Origin of the sequence: Corynebacterium sp. HMSC036E10 (assembly GCF_001836265.1) — a bacterium.
In the GTDB taxonomy this organism is placed as follows: Bacteria; Actinomycetota; Actinomycetes; order Mycobacteriales; family Mycobacteriaceae; genus Corynebacterium; species Corynebacterium coyleae.
Window position 1 is genome coordinate 36,618 of record NZ_KV827986.1, and the last position, 19,906, is coordinate 56,523.

Annotated in this window: 17 protein-coding genes; 13 read left to right on the forward strand and 4 right to left on the reverse strand. The window is 60.4% G+C overall.

Annotation, left to right across the window (positions count from 1 at the left end):
• Window positions 1–20 precede the first annotated feature (20 nt).
• From gatB to HMPREF2736_RS07980, 3 genes are all read left to right on the forward strand, one after another.
• Window positions 21–1,523, forward strand: coding sequence for an Asp-tRNA(Asn)/Glu-tRNA(Gln) amidotransferase subunit GatB (gene gatB, locus HMPREF2736_RS07970; RefSeq protein WP_070569418.1), 1,503 nt, complete (start codon window positions 21–23; stop codon window positions 1,521–1,523).
• A 126-nt stretch (window positions 1,524–1,649) separates the two neighbouring features.
• Complete coding sequence (locus tag HMPREF2736_RS07975) at window positions 1,650–1,892, forward strand: type II toxin-antitoxin system Phd/YefM family antitoxin (protein WP_070422983.1); 243 nt, start codon at window positions 1,650–1,652, stop codon at window positions 1,890–1,892.
• A complete protein-coding gene (locus HMPREF2736_RS07980) occupies window positions 1,889–2,308 on the forward strand; it encodes a type II toxin-antitoxin system VapC family toxin (protein WP_070422982.1) in 420 nt (139 codons plus the stop codon). The genes HMPREF2736_RS07975 and HMPREF2736_RS07980 overlap by 4 nt, the downstream gene beginning before the upstream one ends.
• A gap of 68 nt (window positions 2,309–2,376) precedes the next feature.
• Here the strand turns inward: HMPREF2736_RS07980 and HMPREF2736_RS07985 are convergent, their stop codons facing one another.
• The gene (locus HMPREF2736_RS07985; protein ID WP_070422981.1) at window positions 2,377–3,780 is read right to left on the reverse strand and encodes a YkvI family membrane protein; all 1,404 of its coding nucleotides are present in this window, start codon (window positions 3,778–3,780) and stop codon (window positions 2,377–2,379) included.
• A gap of 158 nt (window positions 3,781–3,938) precedes the next feature.
• Between HMPREF2736_RS07985 and HMPREF2736_RS07990 the strand changes: the two genes are divergently transcribed.
• Window positions 3,939–4,808 (forward strand): DoxX family protein, encoded by an 870-nt coding sequence (locus HMPREF2736_RS07990; RefSeq protein ID WP_070829351.1) that lies wholly within the window; start codon window positions 3,939–3,941, stop codon window positions 4,806–4,808.
• Window positions 4,809–4,826: 18 nt separating this feature from the next.
• Here the strand turns inward: HMPREF2736_RS07990 and ilvD are convergent, their stop codons facing one another.
• On the reverse strand, window positions 4,827–6,665 hold the full coding sequence (gene ilvD, locus HMPREF2736_RS07995; RefSeq protein ID WP_070829352.1) for a dihydroxy-acid dehydratase: 1,839 nt from the start codon (window positions 6,663–6,665) through the stop codon (window positions 4,827–4,829).
• A 3-nt stretch (window positions 6,666–6,668) separates the two neighbouring features.
• Window positions 6,669–7,214, reverse strand: a complete 546-nt coding sequence (locus HMPREF2736_RS08000) for a PH domain-containing protein (RefSeq protein ID WP_070829353.1) — start codon at window positions 7,212–7,214, stop codon at window positions 6,669–6,671.
• A gap of 326 nt (window positions 7,215–7,540) precedes the next feature.
• On the opposite strand from HMPREF2736_RS08000, the gene HMPREF2736_RS08005 reads away from it, so the two are divergent.
• The 3 genes from HMPREF2736_RS08005 to ilvC are packed head-to-tail and all read left to right on the forward strand — an operon-like array spanning window position 7,541 to window position 10,954.
• The gene (locus HMPREF2736_RS08005) at window positions 7,541–9,340 is read left to right on the forward strand and encodes an acetolactate synthase large subunit (RefSeq protein WP_070829354.1); all 1,800 of its coding nucleotides are present in this window, start codon (window positions 7,541–7,543) and stop codon (window positions 9,338–9,340) included.
• A 2-nt stretch (window positions 9,341–9,342) separates the two neighbouring features.
• On the forward strand, window positions 9,343–9,861 hold the full coding sequence (gene ilvN, locus HMPREF2736_RS08010) for an acetolactate synthase small subunit (RefSeq protein WP_070422976.1): 519 nt from the start codon (window positions 9,343–9,345) through the stop codon (window positions 9,859–9,861).
• A gap of 55 nt (window positions 9,862–9,916) precedes the next feature.
• Window positions 9,917–10,954 (forward strand): ketol-acid reductoisomerase, encoded by a 1,038-nt coding sequence (gene ilvC / locus HMPREF2736_RS08015; protein WP_083279502.1) that lies wholly within the window; start codon window positions 9,917–9,919, stop codon window positions 10,952–10,954.
• Window positions 10,955–11,088: 134 nt separating this feature from the next.
• On the opposite strand, the gene HMPREF2736_RS12235 is transcribed toward ilvC, so the two are convergent.
• Entirely contained in the window at window positions 11,089–11,574 is a 486-nt protein-coding gene (locus HMPREF2736_RS12235) for a hypothetical protein (RefSeq protein ID WP_070484248.1), read from the reverse strand.
• Between the two features lie 245 nt (window positions 11,575–11,819).
• On the opposite strand from HMPREF2736_RS12235, the gene HMPREF2736_RS08025 reads away from it, so the two are divergent.
• The 6 genes from HMPREF2736_RS08025 (at window position 11,820) to HMPREF2736_RS08050 (ending at window position 19,905) form a co-directional block, all read left to right on the forward strand.
• Window positions 11,820–12,731 (forward strand): cation diffusion facilitator family transporter, encoded by a 912-nt coding sequence (locus tag HMPREF2736_RS08025; protein ID WP_070829372.1) that lies wholly within the window; start codon window positions 11,820–11,822, stop codon window positions 12,729–12,731.
• Between the two features lie 21 nt (window positions 12,732–12,752).
• Window positions 12,753–14,519, forward strand: a complete 1,767-nt coding sequence (locus HMPREF2736_RS08030) for a DUF262 domain-containing protein (RefSeq protein ID WP_070484244.1) — start codon at window positions 12,753–12,755, stop codon at window positions 14,517–14,519.
• A 34-nt stretch (window positions 14,520–14,553) separates the two neighbouring features.
• The gene (locus HMPREF2736_RS08035; RefSeq protein ID WP_070829355.1) at window positions 14,554–15,405 is read left to right on the forward strand and encodes a hypothetical protein; all 852 of its coding nucleotides are present in this window, start codon (window positions 14,554–14,556) and stop codon (window positions 15,403–15,405) included.
• A gap of 66 nt (window positions 15,406–15,471) precedes the next feature.
• On the forward strand, window positions 15,472–16,488 hold the full coding sequence (locus HMPREF2736_RS08040) for a 3-isopropylmalate dehydrogenase (protein ID WP_070484238.1): 1,017 nt from the start codon (window positions 15,472–15,474) through the stop codon (window positions 16,486–16,488).
• 10 nt (window positions 16,489–16,498) lie between these two features.
• The gene (locus HMPREF2736_RS08045) at window positions 16,499–17,992 is read left to right on the forward strand and encodes a cell wall-binding repeat 2 family protein (protein ID WP_070829356.1); all 1,494 of its coding nucleotides are present in this window, start codon (window positions 16,499–16,501) and stop codon (window positions 17,990–17,992) included.
• 50 nt (window positions 17,993–18,042) lie between these two features.
• Window positions 18,043–19,905 (forward strand): DUF294 nucleotidyltransferase-like domain-containing protein, encoded by a 1,863-nt coding sequence (locus HMPREF2736_RS08050; protein WP_070829357.1) that lies wholly within the window; start codon window positions 18,043–18,045, stop codon window positions 19,903–19,905.
• The last annotated feature ends 1 nt before the right edge of the window (window position 19,906 follow it).

The window sequence follows — 19,906 nt, forward strand, 5'->3', positions numbered from 1 at the left end:
GGGGCAGTAGAATGGCCCGCATGACTGCCTACGATCTGATGGATTACGACGAGGTACTGGAAAAGTACGACCCGGTTATGGGGCTTGAGGTGCACGTCGAGCTCGCTACTGAGACGAAGATGTTCTCCACGGCCTCTGCCCACTTCGGTGCGGAGCCGAACTCCAACGTTGACCCGGTTTCGCTCGGCCTGCCGGGCGCACTGCCGGTGGTCAACGCCAAGGGTGTGGAGTGGGCAATCAAGATCGGCCTGGCGCTGAACTGCAAGATTGCGGAGTCATCCCGCTTCGCGCGTAAGAACTACTTCTACCCGGACCAGCCGAAGAACTACCAGATCTCCCAGTATGACGAGCCGATTGCGTACGACGGCTACCTGGACGTCGTGCTCGAGGACGGCACCGAGTGGCGTGTGGAAATCGAACGCGCGCACATGGAGGAAGACACCGGAAAGCTCACCCACCTGGGCTCCGCGTCCGGTCGTATTACCGGTGCGACCGCTTCGCTCGTGGACTGCAACCGTGCAGGCGTGCCCCTGATCGAGATCGTGACCAAGCCGATCATCGGCGCCGGCGAGCGTGCCCCGGAGGTGGCGAAGGCATACGTCGGCGCACTGCGTGAGCTGGTGAAGGCGCTCGGCGTCTCCGATGCTCGCATGGACCAGGGCAGCATGCGTTGCGACGCCAACGTGTCCCTGCGCCCAGTCGGCCAGGAAGAGTTCGGCACCCGGACCGAGACCAAGAACATCAACTCCCTAAAGTCGGTCGAGCAGGCCGTGCGCTTCGAGATGCAGCGCCAGGCTGCCGCGTTGGAGAACGGCGAGGAGATCGTCCAGGAGACCCGCCACTACCAGGAGAAAGACGGCTCCACCTCGAAGGGACGTCCGAAGGAAGAGGCATCCGACTACCGCTACTTCAACGACCCGGACCTGCCGCCGGTGATCGCGAAGCCGGAGTGGGTTGAGGAAATCCGTGCGACCCTGCCCGAGTTGCCGTGGGTGCGCCGCGCTCGCATCCAGGAGGAGTGGCAGCTGCCGGAGAAGGAATTCCGTGATCTGGTCAACGCTGGTGCGCTGGATCTCATCGTGGACACAGTGGAAGCTGGCACGACCCCGGACGAGGCTCGTTCCTGGTGGGTGTCCTACATCGCGGGCAAGGCCAATGAAGCAGGCAAAGACCTGGACGCGCTTGGCGTTACCCCGAACGACGTCGCACGCGTGGTTGCGTTGGTCAAGGAGGGCAAGCTGACCACCAAGCTCGGCCGCCAGGCGATCGACGGTGTGATTGAGGGGGACGGCAACGTTGATGAGGTCGTCGCAAAGCGTGGTCTTGAGGTTGTGCGCGACGACGGCGCCATTGAAAAGGCTGTAGACGAAGCACTTGCTGCCAACCCGGACATCGTGGAGAAGTACCGCGCAGGCAACAAGAAGGTCACCGGCGCAATCGTCGGTGCCGTGATGAAGGCCACCCAGGGTAAGGCAGACCCGGGCCAGGTCAACCAGCTCATCGCCAAGAAGCTCGCCGAGTAACCTTCAGCGACACACCACACAGCCGGCCCCGACTTACGTACGGGGCCGGCTGGTTCTTCTTTGGTGGGTTGTAGGTAATGGTAACAATTCATATCCTGTAGGTACGTACCTGCAGGGAGGCGTGTTATGACCGCTATTTCCGCCAGAGAATTCAATCGGGATGTCAGTGCCGCGAAGCGCGCCGCGCTGGATCACCCTGTGATCATTACTGATCGTGGGGAGCCGTCACACGTTCTGCTGTCGATCGACGACTATCGTCGGCTCTCATCGTCAGAAACTGGGTGGGTGAAAGCAGTTCAAATGAAGGATGAAGATATAGAATTCGACCCTCCGCGAGCTGAATTTAAAGTGCGGAGTCTCGACCTGTGAGGTATTTATTCGATACCAACGTTATTAGTGAGCTGCGGAAGCCGCCCGGCCGAGTGAATCCTCGAGTGGCGAGTTGGGCCGACAACCTGGCAGAGGGAAACGTATACATCTCTTCCATCTCAGTTTTTGAGATCGAAAGAGGAATTCTGCTCAAGCAACGTACGGATCCAGTGCAGGCTGAAAGGTTGCGCGACTGGTTCAATGGTCAAGTTAAAGTTCAATTCAAAGGGCGCATTCTTCCTTTTGATGAGGACGTAGCCTCTGTGGCGGCTGCGATGCACGTCCCGGACCCGAAAGCGACTGCGGATTCTTTTATCGCTGCTACCGCTCAAGTACATAGCCTTATCGTTGCGACACGGAATACCCCTGGCTTTGAGTCGATGGGCGTTGAGCTAGTTAATCCCTGGGAGATGTAACCGCGAAACGCGAAAGCCCCGGCCAGTGTGGTGGATGGCCGGGGCGGGGGAGTCGTCGTCAAGCAGTGCTACTTGTTTTGAGGCTTGACGGCCGGGAACTCGCCAGTCTTGTACATCTCCTCGTAGGACTTCCAGTGGATTTCGTCGCCCGGGGTATCGGGTGCGCCCTCGTAGGACTCAGACTCCGGATCGAGCGCAGGCACGTCCGCGATATCGAATTCGCTGGAAGAGTCCGCGTGCAGATCCGCAGCAACCTCTTCCTGGACGGACTGCCACAGGTCTTGGCCGCCCATGTGGGAATCGCCGGTGAGCTCGTCGACTTCGTTGCGCTCGGCGCGGGTCAGCGGCTCGCCTTCCGGATCGAGCGCGGTCTCGGCAAGCTCTGCAAGACGCTCGCGGCGTCCCGTCTCCTCCTGGATGTTCTTGCGGTCGCGGAACCAAGCCACACCCATAGCAATGCCAAGGGCAAGACCGAGGTAGCCCAGAACCGGGTAAACCCAACCAAGCAGGTCAGCGAAGCCAATGAAGGACAGGGCGTAGCCGACGAGAACCGCCGCGAAGTAGTACGGGCGGAACTTGCCCGGCTTGTCGTGGCTGAGGCGACGACCGCTGGCGTAGAACATGCCGACGGCGGTGTTGTAAATCATCAGGTAGATGACAATGGAGACGAACACGCCCACTGCCGGGTGCATGTTGTCGAAGACCATCAGTAGCGGCATGTCTGCGTCCATCACGTCTGCCATGTTGCAGAACAGAATGAACGTGAGGATCAGCAGCAAGACAGCGAACATAATGCCGCCCAGCAGGCCACCCTTACCGGCCTGTGCAGGGTTCATGTGGGAGCCAGCAAAGACGAGCATCATGGAAACGTCCATGATCATGACCAGGGTTGCGTAGTTCAACGCGGTGATCAGCCAGTTACCAAACGTGCCTGATGCGCTTTGGTTCTGCTGTGCAATCTCGTTGATGTATCCGAAGTCGGACGGGATGTTCGTCAGTGTGATCACAAACGCGGCGAGCAGGCAGATGATCAGCAGCGGCGTGATGAAGGAGAAAACGTTCGTGAGCCTGTCGATGTCAAGAAGACCGGACAGGAGCAGCAGCACAACCATGATGGTCGATCCGGCCCAAGTTGGCAGGCCGAATTGTTGCTCGAGGTTCGCGCCAGCACCGGCGACCATGACGAAGCCGATGCAGAACAGCGTGAACACGGTGGTGATGTCCATGTATTTAGCAATCCACGGACGCGAGACACTCTTGAACACGGCACTGTGGTCATCGGCCATGTAGTAGGAACCGAGCTGGTAGACCCAACCACTGAAAATTGCGATCGCGGCACCTGCGATGGCGGCGCCGATGATGCCCTTGTAGCCAAAGGCAAGGAAGTATTGGATGACTTCCTGCCCGGAGGCAAAACCAGCGCCGACAGTCAGGCCCACGAGCGCGAGGGCGACTTTGAGCGTTTTACTCATCGATAAACAATCCTTATATAAATTTGCGTAAAAGATTTAGAGCGCGTAGCAGGGTAACACCATTACACGGGCTTGGCTAACTAGGTTTGTTGACATCGGTGCAGCGCACCCCGGCGAGTTGACAAATCACAGCGAAGTTTTCGCCTAAGTTGTAGGCCATGGCTAAAAATCCACGCGATCTCACACCCGACGATCTGAACAACCTGGAAAACGTCGCTGACGTGCCCGAATACAAGGGGGATGCTGCGACGGAGATTTTTCCGCAGACTTCCCAGACGGGCGACGAGGTGCGCCTGAGTGCCGATAAGGCAGCACAAGCCTCTGCGCCGTCCGCAGGCTCTACTGCGGTCCCCTCGGCGTCTGCATACTCATCCGACCCGGCACCGGTGACATCCGCGTTCATCCGTGAATCTGAAACCATCGCACCGGCAGCCCCCGCAACCTATGCGGAGGAGCCGGTCGAGCCGGTTGCGGTGGATCCGGCACCGGTTGCAGTAGAGGAGGAAGACGCCCGCCGTGGCACGACTGATTTCGGCTTGCTGCTGCTGCGTCTGTTCCTCGGCGCGTACCTGATTATTGATTCCGTCGCAGTGTTCTTCCGACTCGGCGGCAACGACGGTATCGCCGGCCTAGAAAATGCATTCGCCAACTACCCGTACGGCAACGGCCTGGCTGTTGTTGTTCCCACCCTCGAACTCACGGCCGGCGTGTTCTTGGTCCTTGGTCTGCTCGGACCGATTGCGGCAGCTGTGGCGATCGCCGTCACCGGCTTTTTGGCGCTGCACGCATTCAACGGTCAGACGGATGGCTTTAACGTCTTCGCATGGACGCCGGAGACGTGGGTTCCGGTCATGCTGCTCGCGGCATCGCTCGCTGTACAGTTCACCGGCCCGGGCCGCTACGGCATCGATGCTTCGCGTGGCTGGGCGAAGCGCCCGCTGGCATCGTCCTGGATCTGCGCCATTGTGGGTCTTGCCGCAGCAGGTGCGGCGTGGTGGTTCGGCACCGGGATTAACCCGTTTGCCTAAACCACACGCACGCTGCGTTTAGTCCACTTGGCGGACGGCGCCCTTGTCGGCGCTGGTTGCCATCTTGGCGTATGCACGCAAAGCCTTCGAAACCTCGCGGACACGGTTCGGTGTCCAGGGGTTGTCGGAGGCTTCCATAGCTTCACGGCGCTTTTCCAACTCTGCTTCCGGCACATCCAGCTTCAGTTCGCGGTTGGACACTGAAATGGCAATTGTGTCGCCGTTTTGGATCAGGCCGATCAGGCCGCCTGCGGCAGCTTCGGGGGAGATGTGGCCAATGGACAGACCGGAGGTGCCTCCGGAGAAGCGGCCGTCCGTGATCAGTGCGCACTTCTTGCCCAGGCCAGCGCCTTTGAGGAATGACGTCGGGTGGAGCATTTCCTGCATGCCCGGTCCACCTGCTGGGCCCTCGTAGCGGATGACCACAACCTCGCCTTCGAGCACCTCGTGGTTGAGGATCATGGACACAGCTTGCTCTTGCGAATCGACGACGCGTGCTGGACCGGTGAACTCCCATAAGCCTTCTTCGACGCCTGCGGTTTTCAGGATGGCGCCGTCCGGGGCTAGGTTGCCGCGCAAGACGACAAGGCCGCCGTCGGAGGTAAACGGGTGCTCGACGTCGTGGATGACGCCATTTTTCGCATCCGTATCCAGGCTTTCCCAGCGCGCGCTTTGTGAGAATGCCTTCGTGGTGCGCTCACCGCCCGGTGCGGCGTGGAAGAGCTCGAGCGCTTCCTCGGTAGCGCTGCCGCCGCGGATGTCCCAGTCTGCGAGCCATTGGCTTAGCGACGAGTACGTGATCGAATGCACATCATCATGCAGCAATCCAGCGCGGTTGAGCTCACCCAGGATGGCCGGGATGCCGCCTGCGCGGTGGACATCTTCCACGTGTGCCTCACCGTTCGGGGCAACCTTGGACAGGCAGGGGATCTTGTGTGACAGATCGTCGATATCTGCCAGGTCGAAGTCGATCTCGCCTTCCTGTGCTGCGGCCAGGATGTGCAGGATGGTGTTGGTGGAACCACCCATTGCCATGTCGAGCGCCATGGCGTTGCGGAATGCATGGACGTTGGCCACGTTGCGGGGCAGGACGGATTCGTCGCCCTGGCCGTAGTAGCGCTCGCAAAGGTCCATGATGGTCTGGCCAGCGCGCTCGAAGAGTTCGCGGCGTGCGGTGTGGGTTGCCAGGGTGGTGCCGTTGCCCGGCAGTGACAAGCCAAGTGCTTCGGTGAGGCAGTTCATGGAATTAGCGGTGAACATGCCGGAGCAGGAACCACAGGTGGGGCAGGCGTTGTTGGCGATACTGTCGAGCTCGTCGTCGCTGACGTCGTTGTTAGCGGAAAGCGCGATGGCGTCGATGAGATCGGACTTCGGCTTAGTCACACCGCCGACAGAAAACGCCTTGCCGGCCTCCATCGGGCCACCGGAGACGAAGACGGCGGGGATGTTCAGACGCATTGCGGCGTTGAGCATGCCTGGGGTGATCTTGTCGCAGTTGGAGATACACACCATGGCATCCACGGTGTGGGCGTTGACCATGTACTCCACCGAGTCGGTGATGATCTCGCGCGAGGGCAACGAGTACAGCATGCCGGAGTGGCCCATGGCGATGCCGTCGTCGACCGCGATGGTGTTGAACTCCTTGGGTACGCCGCCTGCGGCGCGGACAGCGTCGGCCACGATGTCACCAACATGTTTCAGGTGAACGTGGCCAGGCACGAACTGCGTGTAGGAGTTCACGATGGCAACGATGGGTTTGCCAAACTCGTGCTCGCCGGTGCCTGTAGCGCGCCACAGGGCACGGGCTCCGGCTGCTTGGCGGCCAACGGTGGTGACGCGTGAGCGAAGGGGGATCACGGTTTACTCCTTAGGTTCGTTCGCGGCCGGGCGAGGTCCCGGCAGATCGGGGTGTTCTGCGAGGTAGGCATCGTATTCCTCGCGAGTAAGCAGGATGCGGTCGCCGTCTTTATCAATGATTTCGTACTTGCCGTCTGCTGCTTGCTCGGCGGATGCGATGACGTCTGTAATTCGTCCTCCGGATGCCTCGGCGAGCGCGGGCAATGAGTTGAACGTTACGCCAGGCAGGGGATACTCGGTGCCGTTTTTTGCAGCGACGCGTGCGGAAGTTCCCTTGAAAGCGATGCCGGCCAGGTCTTCCCAAGGAAGAAAGGCATTTTTGCGAACGAGGTAACGGGTTTTAATTCCTTTGTTATCCACTGTGGTGGAGGAGCAGAGTACCCATGCGAGCCACACAATGGGGATAAGAAGGAGCCAAATGAGATATTTCGGCGCCCACATGATGCCCATGAGTGCGATGCCGGTTGCGAGCGCGATGGCGAGGATGTGCTCACGGGTTGGTTTGAACACTTTTTGGGTGGTCGGGGGCGTTCCCTGCGTGGCTGTCATACTCCGGCATGCTAGTCACGTTGATGCCGAGGGAAGTAACGGGATGCGACGGGGTGTCGTCGATACGCGTGATTTCTGTGAATAAAAATACGCGAGGGGTGGGCTGGCTCACTATTGTCATGTACGTGATCAATCAGCGACTTGTAATTATTGTACCCACGCGGCGCTTGCCGTAGCGGGTTCGTTTTACACGCCGCAGACACAAGCGCCCTCGAGAGCACACCGCTCGTCGGGGGCTTTTATTTTTAGGTAATTCGAACGCAAGGAGTGCAACGGTGGCAGGTTCACAACCATCCCCGTCGACGGAGAGCAATGGACCGGAGCGGATGAAAGGCGCGGACGCGGTCGTTCGCAGCCTGGAGGAGCTTGGCACGGAAATTGTGTTCGGCCTTCCGGGTGGCGCGGTGCTTCCTCTTTACGACGCCCTGTATCGGGCGACGAAACTACGCCACGTGTTGGTGCGCCACGAGCAAGGGGCGGGCCATGCAGCAGAGGGATACGCGGTGGCCTCGGGAAGGGTCGGCGTTTGTATTGCTACGTCTGGTCCCGGTGCGACGAACTTGGTAACACCGATCGCGGACGCTTACCTGGACTCGGTGCCGATGGTGGCGATCACGGGCCAGGTTGGCTCGTCGCTTTTGGGTACCGATGCGTTCCAGGAGGCGGACATCCGCGGCATCACGATGCCGATTACAAAGCACAACTTCATGGTGACCGACCCGGAGCAGATCCCGTTCGCGCTTGCGGCGGCGTTCCATATTGCCTCGACTGGCCGTCCGGGCCCGGTGCTCGTGGACATCCCGAAGGATGTGCAGAACGCGGAGATTGAGTTTAAGTGGCCGCCGAAGATCGAGTTGGCTGGCTACAAGCCGAACACGAAGCCGCACAACCGTCAGATTGCCCAGGCAGCGAAGATGATTGCCGAGGCAAAGCGTCCGGTGCTTTACATCGGTGGCGGTGTTGTGAAGGCGAATGCGAACAAGCAGCTGCTCGAGTTTGTTGAGGCGACCGGGATTCCTGTGGCTACGACTTTGATGGCGCTCGGAGCGTTCCCGCAGTCGCACCCGCTGTACCTGGGGATGCCGGGTATGCACGGTTCGGTGCCGGCGGTGGGGTCCTTCCAGGAATCCGACTTGCTCATTGCTGTTGGCACGCGTTTCGACGACCGCGTGACCGGCGATACCGATACGTTTGCGCCGCACGCCAAGGTCATTCACGCTGACATCGACCCTGCAGAGGTGGGCAAGATCCGCGCGGTGGACGTCCCAATCGTTGGCGATGCCAAGCGTGTGCTGTCGGAACTGACCGATTACTTTGAGGAATCCGGAAAGACCAAGGCGCCGTCGATTGAGCCGTGGATTGAGCGTCTGCAGGATCTGAAGCGTCGTTTCCCGCGCGGTTATGACAAGAACGAGGACGGCACGCTCGCTCCGCAGTTTGTGATCGAGACGCTGTCCAAGGCCGCCGGGCCGGCCGCAATTTACTGCTCTGGTGTGGGCCAGCACCAGATGTGGTCTGCGCAGTTTGTGGACTTTGAAACGCCGCGCCACTGGATCAACTCTGGTGGTGCTGGCACGATGGGCTTTTCCATTCCGGCTGCGCTCGGTGCGAAGGCAGCGCACCCGGATGCAGAGGTGTGGGCGATCGACGGCGATGGTTGTTTCCAGATGACCAACCAGGAGATCACCACCGCTGCGCTCGAAGGCTTTCCGATCAAGGTTGCACTGATTAATAACGGCAACCTGGGCATGGTGCGTCAGTGGCAGACGCTGTTCTACGACGGCAATTACTCTCACACGAAGTTGGGTGGGGAAACCTACGTTCCGGACTTTGTGCAGTTGTCGGAGGCGCTCGGCGCGGTTGCGTTCCGGGTGTCGAAGGAAGAAGACGTGCTGCCGACGATCCAACGTGCGCGTGAGATCAACGATCGCCCGGTGGTCATTGAGTTCATCGTGGGCGAGGACGCGCAGGTGTGGCCGATGATCTCTGCGGGCTCGTCGAATAGTGACATTGAGTATGCGCGCGGAATGCGCCCGTTCTTCGATGATGAGGAGTCGGCTGCGGAGTCGCCGCAGGCAATCAGCGAGGCCATCGAGACCGCTGCGGCGGAGCAGGAAGGGAACTAACAATGACACAACCAGATGCAATCACTCGCCACACGCTTTCAGTGCTGGTTGAGGACGTTGACGGAATTATCACCCGTGTTACCGCCCTGTTTACCCGTCGCGGGTACAACCTGGTCTCGCTCGTTTCGGCGAAGACGTCGAAAGAGGGCGTGAACCGGTTGACGGTGGTGGTCGATGCAACGGAGCGTTCTGTCGAGCAGATCGTCAAACAGCTCTACAAGCTGATCCAGGTGCTTAAGGTGCAGCAGCTTGACGACGACACCACGGTCGGCCGCCAGCTGCTGCTGGTCAAGGTCAACGCGGACAATCAAACACGTCCGCAGGTGGTGGACGCTGCCAACCTGTTCCGAGCGCGCGTGATCGATGTTGCGGTGGACTCTGTTGTTATTGAGGCCACCGGTGAGTCACCGAAGTTGAAGGCGTTTTTGGACGTCATGGATACGTTCGGTATCCGCGAGCTTGCCCGATCAGGCACGGTAGCGCTGACGCGTGGCGCTAAAACTTTGGCTCCATTGGACTAAAAACACCCACAAACTGAGGCGGCTGTGTCATAATGTGAAACGCCCGTCTCACAGAATGAAGAAAGAAGCGAGAACTATGGCTATTGAAGTGCTTTACGACCAAGACGCAGACCTGTCCCTGATCCAGGGCAAGAAGGTTGCAATCATCGGCTACGGCTCCCAGGGTCACGCGCACGCTCAGAACCTGCGCGAGTCCGGCGTCGAGGTGGTTGTTGGCCTTCGCGACGGCTCCAAGTCCGCAGAAAAGGCCCGCGAGGCCGGCTTTGATGTGAAGACGAATGCTGAGGCAGCTGCATGGGCTGACGTGATCATGCTGCTCGCCCCGGATACCTCCCAGGCCAAGATCTTCGAAGAGGACATCGAGCCGAACCTGAAGGACGGCGACGCCCTGTTCTTCGGGCATGGTCTGAACATCCATTTCGGCCTGATCAAGCCGGCAGACAACATCACCGTCGGCATGGTTGCCCCGAAGGGTCCGGGCCACCTGGTGCGTCGCACCTTCGCCGACGGCAAGGGTGTGCCTTGCCTGATCGCCGTGGAGCAGGATCCGCAGGGCAACGGCCGTGAGCTTGCGCTGTCCTACGCTGCCGCAATCGGTGGCGCACGCGCTGGCGTTATCCCGACCACCTTCGAGGCCGAGACTGTCACCGACCTGTTCGGTGAGCAGGCAGTGCTCTGTGGTGGCCTCGAGGACCTGATCATGACCGGCTTCGACGTCTTGGTCGAGGCTGGCTACGAGCCGGAGATGGCGTATTTCGAGTGCCTCCACGAGATGAAGCTGATCGTCGACCTGATCTACGAAGGCGGCATTGCCAACATGAACTACTCCGTGTCTGACACGGCAGAGTTTGGCGGTTACCTCTCTGGTCCGCGTGTCATCGACGCCTCGGCGAAGGATCGTATGCGCGACATCCTGAAGGATATCCAGGACGGCACCTTTACCAAGCGCCTCGTCGCCAACGTTGAGGGTGGCAACAAGGAGCTCGAGGGTCTGCGCGACAAGGTTGCACAGCACCCGATTGAGAAGACCGGTGCAGAGCTTCGCGACATGATGAGCTGGGTGAAGAACCCGCTTACCGACACTGCCCGCTAATTCGGCAGGTAAACGTAGCCCTCGGATCAATGTGATTCGAGGGCTTTGTCGTGCTTCTCCCGCACAAGCCCGCACGGCAGAGCAAACCCCGCGCCCGGAGAGTGGGTGCGGGGTAGTCGGATCGCGCCGAATAATTAGTTGGTGGCCGGTGCGTCAGCCGGAGCCTCCTCCTGGGCGCCTTCCGGTGCGATGGAGTCGATGACCTCCTCGACGACGTTTGTCGTCTCGGTCGCGGTAGCGTCGGCCTCGTTGGCGTCAGTGTTGGCGTCCCCAGCGGCGTCCTCGGCCGGTGCGGTTTCGGTAACGGTGCCGTCTTCGACCGTGGTGGTCTCGTTAACAACCTCGGTGGCTGCAGTCGTGGTGGAGGTGTCTACGGTGGCGTCGCCCTCGGTGTCGTCGCCGGTAAACAGGTTCCACAGCAAGGCCAAAAGCAGGAGTGCTGCCAGAATGCCCAGGAGCCACTTCCACCATCCGCCGCCACCGTTATCGTCGTCAGTCACTGCAGTGGAGCCAGCAGCCGGACGCGCCGGTGCGGTGGTCGAAGCCTCAGGGGTAGTGCGCTCGACGCGAACATCCTCGGTCGGGTCGTTCGGGTTTTGATTCGGGTTCGGGGTAGTCATTTGCTAATTCCTTTCGTTATTACTTATCCGCGCCGCTCGGGGCGGATTCATGGTGAACCGCCCGTGACGTGCTCGGATATGCGAACGGTCGCCCACTGTAACAAAGTATGACGATTTGGCTCGGCAGGATTTCGCCCCGGGGAGGCGCGAAGGATTCGTTTCTCCTCGTGAGCGCTGCGGAAAGCATCCCGGCAGCGATTTTCAATAAATTGTCATTAACGTGTTGGTGTTCTATGGTTGTCGTTATGCACAACCATTCAGATCACGCTCATCATGATCATGCTCATGGCGCACGTGTTGACGCGCCGACGAAGGCGATCGGCGCTGCACTTGCCGTTACCGCAACGGTCTTTGTTGCGGAGTTGGTCGGAGGTGTGATTTCGGGATCGGTCGCGCTGCTTGCGGATGCGATGCACATGTTGTCGGACGCGACCGGGCTGATCATTGCGATGGCGGCGGTGCTCGTCGGTAAGCGTGCAGCCACGTCATACGCGACCTACGGCTACCGCCGTGTCGAGGTGCTCGCGGCGATGATTAATGCCGCGACAGTGCTGGCAGTCTCCGTCTGGATTGCAATCGAGGCCTTGCGCAGGCTGCGGGATCCAGCCCCGATTGATACGGGTCCGATGATGATCATCGCCGCGATCGGCCTTGCGGCGAACGCGTTGTCGGCGTGGATTTTGTACTCCCAGCAAAAGGAGTCGATCAACGTACGCGGTGCATACCTCCACGTGTTGGTGGATATGTTCGGGTCTATCGCCGTGCTGGGGGCCGGCGCAATTGTCGCGTTGACCGGCTTTACTGCGGCTGACCCCATTGCGTCGTTGCTGATCGCGGGCCTGATTGTTCCTCGTGCGTGGAAACTCATGGCGGAGTCGGTGGGTGTGATGCTGGAGCGTGTGCCCGAAGGGTTTGACGCCGAGGAAGTCGAGGCTGAGTTACGTGCACTGCCTGGGGTGAGGGATTTGCATGACCTGCACTTGTGGACGCTTGACGGGGTGTCGGTGATTGCAACGGTTCACATTGTGGCGGCGGAAGGAGAAGACCGCGATCAGTTGCTGGATCGGGTTCAGGCGGAGTTGCACCGGCTGGGTGTGGAGCATGCGACAGTGCAAATTGAGCTGCCAGAGCACATCGAGCACGAGACGGTGTGCTGATTCTGTCCTACGCTAAGGCATATGGGCTTTACTACGCCGAGCTATTCGCTCAAGGATCTATTTTCCCGCGCTGAGCGCGGCGAGCTGCAGCTGCCTGATTTTCAGCGCTCATACCTGTGGGACGTGGATCGGGTGCGCACGTTGGTCACCTCCGTGCTGCGTGGCTACCCGGTCGGTTCTTTCCTCGCGCTCGATACTCGCAACGCGGAGCAGCGTTTTAAACCACGCCCGCTTGAGGGGGTGAATGTTGCTGGAGTGGAACCGGGCCTGTTGCTTCTCGACGGCCAACAGCGCCTCACGTCGCTCTTTCACGCATTTAAGGGTGATGGGGAGGTGAGCACGGTGGACTATCTTGGGCGACCGATTTCCCGGAAGTTCATGGTGGACGTACGAGCGGCGGTGGCACACACGCCGATGCCGGTGGAAGCCGTGTTTGCTGTCGATGGGGAAGGGAATGTCCGATCCCACTTTGGGCCGGACATTCCAGGTGGCATCCGAAATCGCGATGACATGATCGAGCACGCTGTGATGCCGGTTTCGATGTTGCTCTGGAAAGAGGGCAACGATCTCCTCGTCGATATGGCGGCACATGCACAACACGACGAGGTGCGTACTGCCGTGAAGCGATTTATCAATGCGGTGATGCGTGAGCTGCCTGCGTACGACATTCCAATGATCCGCCTGGACCGCGATACTGCACAAGAGGGAGTGGGGCAGATCTTTGCGTTTGCTAACTCGGCAGGTGTGCAGATGGATGTGTTCGAGCTCCTTACCGCGACATATGCAACCCAAGACCCGACGTTCGACTTGGCTAGCCACTGGGAAGAACTCGCAGCCCAGTTTGATTGCTATGACGTGCTCAAGGGCATCGGCCGTGTGGAATTCCTGCGTGCACTGTCACTGTTGCTGACCAGTCGGCAGGGGCCTGCTTTGGGCCACCGTGGTGACATCCTCAACATCACGATCGAGGATTACCGTGCACATGCCGATGAGATGGCCCGCGGGTTCGTTGCGGTCGCCCAGTTCCTGCAGGAGCGACGTATCGTCGCTGCGGATCAAGTCCCTTACCCTGCGCAACTCATCCCGCTCGCGGTTATGCTTGCGCGCCTGGCCGAACGTCCCGAACTTGCAGGAAAGAAGGAAGTCGGTGACAGGCTCAACCGTTGGTTCTGGTGCGGCGTGTTCGGTGAGCTTTATGCCGCGCACGCGCCGACAATCCGCATCGGCGTAGACGTCTCTGAAGTCATCCCGTGGGTCTGCGGAGAGACCGACGCCGAGCCACGTACGGTCGCCGATGCACGTTTCCACGAATCCCGTCTCTATACCGCAACCGCGGACAGTGGGATCTACCGTGGGCTGTATTCGTTACTGATGGCACGCGGCGCGCGTGACTGGCGCACTGGAGAGCACTTCGACAAATCCACAGTGGCCGAACTGAAACCTCGCTTCGGCCAGATCTTCCCGTGGGAGTACCTGCGCGAATTCGGTGTCGACGAGCAGCTGGCCGACAGCGTGCTCAACCGCACGCCGATGGGCCGTCGTACCGAGGTCGTCATTGAGCAAAACGAGCCGAAACGCTACCTGCCCAGGCTGCAGTCCAAGTCGCTGCTTGACGACGATGACTTTGACGCCCTGCTCGAAAGCCACGAAGTCGACCCAGAAGCACTGCTGACATCTAACTGGGAGCGATTTATCGCTGATCGTCGTGAACGGTTCATCGGCATGATTGAATACGCGATGGACCGCAACGTTCTCAGCGACGAAGGATTGTGCGACGACGCAGAATAGGAACAGCACAGGGGAGAGACACGAAGGAGGACCGGTGAAGCATTCCGGGTACGCATCGCTTGCCGTGCTATCGGCGGGCGTACTGCTCGCCGCATGCACTCCGGATGTCCAACTTGGCCCTTACGATCGCGCCCGTAGCGTCAACGTCGCAGGGCATGTCTCCAAAACGTTTGAGCCTCACCCGGTGGTGCTCGACGACCCACTTGGCATGGAAACCGCGAAGTTGTTCTTCCCGCGCTCCGAAACACTCGTGCTTTCCGACGACACCCCGGAGGCGCAACTTCGCGCAGCCTCCATCGCAGTGACCGCACATGCCCCGATGATGGTCTACGACGGAGCACGCCACGCCGAATACGTCTCCATGATCGCCGACATGCACACGGTGACCGTCTTAACTATCGGTGATGTCGCTATGGCTCCCGCATCTGGTGCAGTACGTATCCGACGCGACCCCGGCGGGATGCGCGCGCTCGGCGAGATGACTTCGCTGCGCTTCGTTGAACGCACTATCGATGACCCTGCTGACAGTGCCCGCGCAGTCGCCGAACTCAACGGTAACGATCCCACTTGGCTACGTGCTACCTGGGCAGATCCCGTGGCTAAACCCGGCGCCCAAGCGCAACCGTTTCCCGTCCAATCGCGCCGGGATGCGCATATGTCGCCGAAGGTGGTGGCCACGTGGCAGTCGTCGATACCCGCGATTGCGAATGCGAGGAGTTACGGTGCCGCGGTGGAGATCGTGCCGCTGCCGGATCCGCGGAAAGCGGAGGCGACGTTGTTCGCCATGGCGGGGCTTTCTGATAAGTCGCTTATTGCGCTGGGGGCGCAATTCGGCTCGAGTGAGGAGTTGGCGTTTCGTATCCGTCAGTCGGAGCGGAATCGTTAAACCCAAGCGCTAAGGAGTGCTAATGTGGGCGCCAGAATCTACACAGTGAGAAAGGTGTCCCAGAATATGAAAATCGCGGTGATTGCTGGCGACGGTATCGGCCAAGAAGTTATGGCGGAGGGGCTCAAGGTCCTCAATGCTGTGCGCGATGACGTCGAGACCACCGAATATGACCTCGGAGCGCGCCGCTACCTGCGCAACGGCGAGCTGCTGACGGACGAGGACTTGGAAAGCCTCGCCGAACACGATGCGATTCTGCTCGGCGCGATCGGCGACCCGGCGCGCGTGCCTGCGGGTGTGCTCGAGCGCGGCCTGCTGCTGCCGCTGCGTTTCAAGTTGGACCATTACGTTAATCTGCGGCCGTCGAAGCTCTACCCATCGTCGACGAGCCCGCTCGCAAACCCTGGTGAGATCGACTTTGTTGTGGTCCGTGAAGGTACCGAGGGGCTCTATGCTGGTAACGGCGGTACCTTGCGTCAGGGCACCCCGCACGAAGTTGCTTCCGAGGTTTCTCAGAACACGTATTTCGGCGCTGAGCGTGTTGCTCGGTACGCGTTTGAGTTGGCAATGACGCGCCGCAAGAAGGTCACGCTCGTGCACAAGACCAACGTGCTGGTCAACGCAGGTGGCTTGTGGCAGCGCGTGGTCGACGAGTTGTCGCAGGAGTTCCCGGAGGTCGAGGTGGACTACAACCACATCGATGCTGCAACGATTTACATGGTGCAGGACCCGTCGCGCTACGACGTGATTGTCACCGACAACCTTTTCGGCGACATCCTGACTGACCTGGCAGGTGCGGTTGCGGGCGGTGTGGGGCTGGCGTGCTCCGGCAACATCAATGCTGCTCGTGAGTTCCCATCCATGTTCGAACCGGTGCACGGCTCTGCACCGGATATCGCGGGCCAGGGGATTGCTGATCCCACGGCAATGATTCTGTCTGTGGCGATGATGCTGCGCTTCCTTGGCGACGACACCAACGCCGCCCGCATCGAAGAAGCAGTCGAGCGCGACGTGACCCAACGTGGAGACACGCCGGTGCGTACCACCGAGGTAGGTGAGCGCATCGTCGACGCCGTCGCGTAGGGTCGAGCGCATGGTTTCTTCCCGGAAGATCACACGTGCGTCCCTTGCCATTTTCTGTGCTTCTGCGCTTGCCCTGACTGGCTGCGGCGCAGGCGACGGAGGACTCGGTGGGGGCTCTCAGTCCGATGCTGGCGCCAAGAACGCCCTTGCCACCGATGGTGACGAGGTGGTTCAGGACGCCGACGGCACGGGTGTGGAAGTCTCGCAGCGCTTCTTCGAGTCGTCGGACACGGTGGTGGTCTCCGCGAAGGATCGCGATCAGCAGCTTCGGGCTGCCGCGATTGCAGTGGAACTAGGTGCGCCGCTTCTGGTGCGCCTCGATGGCACCGACGCCGCGATTGATGCTGAGGTTGAACGCCTTGGCGCGTCCCGGGTAATTGAGGTTCCGGGCGATGACGACGCGGTAGCAGCGACTGAACCGGTCGTAGCCGAGCGTGCCGAAGAAGATGTGGCGGCGATTGCGGCACTCGAGGCAAAGAACCCGCGTGACTTGCAGATGCCGCCAGTGTTTGCCACAGCGGTTTCCTCGCGTGCGTCGGTGGCCACAGCTCGCGCAGCAGGTGCGGATGTGCAGGTGTTGGCGGCTGCGGACCCGCGGGCGTCGTCGCAAAGCATGCGCGATGTTATGGAACAGGACGTGCTCGCGCTTGGCCGCCAGTGGGGCTCGAACGAGAACTTCCGTGCGCGTGCAGCACTTGCCGCCAATGGTGAACTGCCTGGTGGCGGCGGACTGGTGTTCCCAGGCCGGCGCATGATTGCGCTCTACGGCCATCCGTACGGCCCAGAGCTCGGAGTGATGGGGGAGCAGGACCCTGCCGCAGCAGTTGAACTGGCGAAGCAATACGCCTCCTGGTACGAGCCGCTGGAGGATCAGCCGATCATTCCTGCCTTCGAGGTCATTGCATCGGTGGCATCGGAGTTCCCGGGCGACGACGGTAACTACTCCAACGAGACGCCGATGGAAGATATCGCCCCGTATGTGGATGCCATCGTGGACGCAGGTGGCTACGCCGTAATCGACCTGCAGCCGGGCCAGGGCAACTTCCTGGAGCAGGCCAAGATCTACGAGGAGCTGCTCAAGCGACCGAACGTTGGTTTGGCACTTGATGCGGAATGGAAGCTAAACCCTGGTGAGCAGCCGCTTTCGCGTATCGGTAGCGCAACCGCAGCCGAAATTAATGAGGTCGCCGACTGGCTTGCGGCGCTTGTCCGCGACAACAACCTGCCGCAGAAGGCATTGATTCTGCACCAGTTCCAGGTCGGGATGTACCCGGACCGCGAAAACATTGTCACCGAGCAGCCGGAACTTGCATGGGTCCTTCACGCGGACGGTCATGGGCTGCCGGAGCAGAAGTTCGACACGTGGAACATCCTGCGTCAGGGGTTGGACCCGAACTACTTCATGGCGTGGAAGAACTTTATCGACGAGGACTCTCCTATGTTTACTCCGGAGCAGACCTATGCCGACGTGAATCCTCGCCCGTGGTTTGTGAGCTACCAGTAGTTTTCCAAGAATTCGCCGTGTGGGGGTCGTGCTCACGCTAGGCTTCGGGCATGAGCGTGGAATTGGACGAGGTCTACGGCTTCCTGGCCCAGCACGAGCCGTTTTCAAGCCTCCCTGAAGAGAAGGTCCGGGCCCTGCCCGCCCAGATGGGGATCACCTATGTGCGCCGCGGTGAAGTCGTTGTGGATCTCGGCCAGCCCAACGACACGCTGTACATCATTCGCTCGGGTGCGGTTGACATCGTCAGCGATGACAACTTGCTGCTGGACCGTCGCGATACAGGCCTGAACTTCGGCTACTCCACGCTGGTAGGTCCGCGGGAATCGCAGTATGTGATGGAAGCGGTGGAAGACAGCGTGTTGCTCATGCTGCCGCGCGAGGAGTTCACAGGCCTGCTTGATGCGCATCCTGAGCTGCACAGGTTCTTTGAGTCGGCGTCTCGTCGTCTCAAAGTAGCAGCGGAGGAGGTGCGTGATGGGGGGACGGCGAGTGTGCTGCGTACGCCCATTGCGCATATTGTCGACGGCCGCCCTGCCGTCACCTGTGACGCAACTGCATCAATCGCGCACGCTGCCGGTGTGATGAACGAGCACGATGCGAGTTGCCTCGTCGTCGTCGGAGGTGAGCAGATCGGTATCCTCACAGACAAGGACATGCGTTCTCGCGTTGTCGCAGCGCAAATGGACCCGTCGCGGCCTATTGCAGATGTGATGTCCTCACCAGTGCGCACCATCCCGGAAACAGCGTTGGTGTTTGAGGCGATGCTCGCGATGAGCGAGTTGGGGATCCACCACCTGCCGGTTGAAGGCGCCGGAGGTGTGTGCGGTGTGCTGACCTCATTCGACATCATGCGCCTGCTGCAAGCAGACCCGATCTACTTGGCAGCAGATGTGCAGCAGAGTACGTATGAGGAACTTGAGGGAGCCTATGACGCGGCGGCAAACGTGGCTGTGCGGTTCTTTGAGCGAGGCGCGTCCGCTGCTGAGACACAGCGCCTGCTGACATCGATTGCGGATTCCATCGCTCGCCGCCTGGGAGAGCTAGCGGAGGAGCAGCTGGGGCCAGCACCGGTGCCGTACGCCTTTGTCGCGGTAGGCAGTCAGGCTCGCGCGGAGATGGGGCCAGCCTCCGACCAAGACAACGCGTTGGTCCTCGCGGACAGTTACGACGAAGAAACACATGGGGAGTACTTCACCGCGCTGACACAGTTTGTCTGCGAGGGTCTCGCGCATGCAGGTCAGGCGTTATGCCCGGGGGAGATGATGGCGTCGAACCCAAAGTGGCGCATGACGCAGTCGCAGTGGTCGCGCATGTTCCACACTTGGGTCACTGCACCTGATCCGAACGCGTTGCTGCACGCGCAGGTATTTTTCGATTTCCGCGCGATCTTCGGCTCAGGCGAGGGGTGGCGCTCGCTGGCTGATGAGGTGCATGAGGCGGCGTTGTCGTCGGCGCGCGGGTCGCGCCGTCTACATACACACTTGGCAGCTCTGGCTACGTTCCGAGAGCCTCCAGTGGGCTTTTTCCGTGGCTTCGTGCTTGAGCGCGACGGCGAGTATGCGAACACGCTAGACATCAAACGCGGTGGTACTGCCGCTGTGGTGCAGATGGCTCGGTTGTACTCCATCGTGGCCGGTGTCAGTGCGGTGGATACGCCTACACGCCTGCGTGCCTCTGCCGGCGAGGCGGTATCGACGAAGGGAGCGTCGGATCTGGCAGACGCTTACGAGTACCTTTCGGACCTTGTCATGAAACACCAGTCGCAGCAGGTGCGCGCCGGGGAGGAGCCGAATTACCGCATTGATCCGAAGCAGTTGCAATCCCTGGATCGGGCCGCGTTGCGCGATGCGTTCGGTGTGATCAAGTCGCTGCAGAACGCGCTGGCATCGAAGTACCCGACGCGGGCGGTGTGAG

What these genes read in the sequence shown, in the direction of transcription:
- HMPREF2736_RS08025 (WP_070829372.1), top strand. Translation starts at nt 11,820, where the DNA reads ATGCACAACCATTCAGATCACGCTCATCATGATCATGCTCATGGCGCA.
- ilvC (WP_083279502.1), top strand. Translation starts at nt 9,917, where the DNA reads ATGAAGAAAGAAGCGAGAACTATGGCTATTGAAGTGCTTTACGACCAA.
- HMPREF2736_RS08005 (WP_070829354.1), top strand. Translation starts at nt 7,541, where the DNA reads ATGAAAGGCGCGGACGCGGTCGTTCGCAGCCTGGAGGAGCTTGGCACG.
- ilvN (WP_070422976.1), top strand. Translation starts at nt 9,343, where the DNA reads ATGACACAACCAGATGCAATCACTCGCCACACGCTTTCAGTGCTGGTT.
- HMPREF2736_RS08000 (WP_070829353.1), bottom strand. Translation starts at nt 7,214, where the DNA reads ATGACAGCCACGCAGGGAACGCCCCCGACCACCCAAAAAGTGTTCAAA.
- HMPREF2736_RS08030 (WP_070484244.1), top strand. Translation starts at nt 12,753, where the DNA reads ATGGGCTTTACTACGCCGAGCTATTCGCTCAAGGATCTATTTTCCCGC.
- HMPREF2736_RS07985 (WP_070422981.1), bottom strand. Translation starts at nt 3,780, where the DNA reads ATGAGTAAAACGCTCAAAGTCGCCCTCGCGCTCGTGGGCCTGACTGTC.
- HMPREF2736_RS08040 (WP_070484238.1), top strand. Translation starts at nt 15,472, where the DNA reads ATGAAAATCGCGGTGATTGCTGGCGACGGTATCGGCCAAGAAGTTATG.
- HMPREF2736_RS07990 (WP_070829351.1), top strand. Translation starts at nt 3,939, where the DNA reads ATGGCTAAAAATCCACGCGATCTCACACCCGACGATCTGAACAACCTG.
- HMPREF2736_RS12235 (WP_070484248.1), bottom strand. Translation starts at nt 11,574, where the DNA reads ATGACTACCCCGAACCCGAATCAAAACCCGAACGACCCGACCGAGGAT.
- HMPREF2736_RS07975 (WP_070422983.1), top strand. Translation starts at nt 1,650, where the DNA reads ATGACCGCTATTTCCGCCAGAGAATTCAATCGGGATGTCAGTGCCGCG.
- HMPREF2736_RS08050 (WP_070829357.1), top strand. Translation starts at nt 18,043, where the DNA reads ATGAGCGTGGAATTGGACGAGGTCTACGGCTTCCTGGCCCAGCACGAG.
- HMPREF2736_RS08045 (WP_070829356.1), top strand. Translation starts at nt 16,499, where the DNA reads ATGGTTTCTTCCCGGAAGATCACACGTGCGTCCCTTGCCATTTTCTGT.
- gatB (WP_070569418.1), top strand. Translation starts at nt 21, where the DNA reads ATGACTGCCTACGATCTGATGGATTACGACGAGGTACTGGAAAAGTAC.